Source organism: Verrucomicrobium sp. BvORR106 (assembly GCF_000739655.1).
Lineage (GTDB): Bacteria > Verrucomicrobiota > Verrucomicrobiia > Verrucomicrobiales > Verrucomicrobiaceae > Verrucomicrobium.
In genome coordinates, this window is the sequence record NZ_BATR01000006.1 from 1 (window position 1) to 1,858 (window position 1,858).

General features: G+C 63.6%; 1 protein-coding gene and 1 pseudogene. One reads left to right on the forward strand and one right to left on the reverse strand.

The features are described 5' to 3' along the window. Window positions 1-1,066, reverse strand: a 1,066-nt coding sequence (locus BV106_RS00935; protein WP_038159063.1) for a VCBS repeat-containing protein, incomplete at its 3' end; no start/stop codon positions are given. A 246-nt stretch (window positions 1,067-1,312) separates the two neighbouring features. Here BV106_RS00935 and BV106_RS00940 point away from each other — a divergent pair. Continuing rightward, window positions 1,313-1,858: pseudogene (locus tag BV106_RS00940) on the forward strand (hypothetical protein); the annotation flags it as partial.

Here is a 1,858-nt window from a genome sequence, read left to right on the forward strand (position 1 = left end):
GGACAAAGCTGACCTTCCCGTCCTTGCTGCGCTGGGTCTGGAACCAGTAGATCACCCGCGGATCGCGCTCATTGGGATCATTCCCGTTGTGCGCCCAGTACCGCTTCCCGGTGATGATGTCCTTGAGCCCATCGCCATCCACATCCAAGAGGGCGAGCGCATGCGGCTGGCTGAAGCGCACGCCATATTCGTTCTCCCAGGGCTCCTGGCCCACGATGGTGTGCTTGATCCAGCTGGGGCCGTCCCCCGGCTTGCCCGCCTGGTTCTCAAACCAGGCCACGCCGAACTGGTGGGCATTCAGTGAGGAAATAACATCATTGTCCCCATCCCCGTCCAGATCATAGGTGAACATCTGCGCCCCGCCCCCGCCCGTGAGCTGAAAAGTCCGGGAAGGCCACACCGCTTCACCTGGGGTGTTTTTCCACCAGCGCCGCGCCTCCAGCAGGTCCGCCTTCCCATCGCCATCCATATCCCCCACGCCCATGCCGTGGGTGAAGCGCTGCACCTTCACATCCTCACTGACCGGTGTGAAGGGCCACTTCGCTGTGGGATCCGCCCCTGGCGAGGCATAGCCAAACCGGCCGTTCTGGGAGCAGACAATCTCCGGCTTGCCGTCACCGGTGATGTCGGTGTACTCGGGTGACTCGTTGTCCACCACGTCCAGCACTACGTGCACCTTCCAGGCCTCCGTGGTGGCAGCCGTCGCGCCAGGGCTCTCATACCACCGCGCCTCTTTGCCAGGGAATCCAAGCACCAGCACGTCCTGCCAGCCGTCCCCATTGAGATCTGGCGTGTACACGAAGAAGTTGTCCGAGTACCCGTAGATGGAGAATTCCTTGCCCGGATAAAAGCTGTGGCGCTTCGTGAAGTCCGGCCCCTCCCACCAATAGGGTCCGTACACCACGTCATTCTTCCCGTCTCGGTTCAGGTCACCGATGGCGGCCCCTTCACCGAGGAAGCGAGTCTCCAGTTGCTGCTTTTCAAACCGGATCAGGTTCTCTGCCGGCACCGCGCCAGCAAGCGCCAGCGAGGTCGTCAGAATGAGAGGAAGTCGGACATTGGCCATGGTGATGTAAGGGAGGTGCTGAGCCAGTTACGAGAAGGGCCTCAGCATCTAGCGGACATGTTTTATGCGAAATCGGCCAAACCGGGCCCAACACCTGTCAGTCTCACCGGGGCCAGCTTCGGCAATCCATTGAGTGAAATCTCACTGCTTTCTGTCACATCCACTCATTGCCTGACAAGCTTTTTGCATAGAAGAGCCGTGTCGATTTCTTAAGCACCAAACGAGCCCCTCTTCCCCCTCGAAGTCATGACCGCCACATCCCTACCTCCCAACCGCCGGCACCCGCTGGCCCTCCCCGCCATGGCGGCGCTGCTCGCTGCCATGCTGCCCGTACAGGCCCGCGCCGCCGATGAAATCGTCGGCGGAGGCGGCTTTGGCGGCAAGCAGGCCACCATCATCAATGAACCCTCCAAAGGCGGCACCACCGCTCCGCTTCCCGGGGCTGGCGTTCCCCTCCAGCCAGCGACCATTCCCCAGACGCCTGCTACGCCAGCGCCAGGCGCGGCCCAGACCCGCCCGACCACGCCGCCTCCTGCTGGCGGCAACCTGGCGCCCGGTGTGATCAACGAACCCAACATCACCAGCTTCCCGGCGAAGTCGCCGCCCCCCTTTGGAGGCAAGGCCCCCGCGCCCTCCCGTTTGGGTGAAGGGTCCGCCCCCTTCCAGAATCCAGGATTCCCTCCCGTGACGGCACCCGCCCCGGCAGCAACCGGCAACGCCGCGCCGCGGTCCACACCCGCCCCCGCCTCCACACCAGCAGCTTCGCAGGCACAGCCTCCACTCCGACGCCTG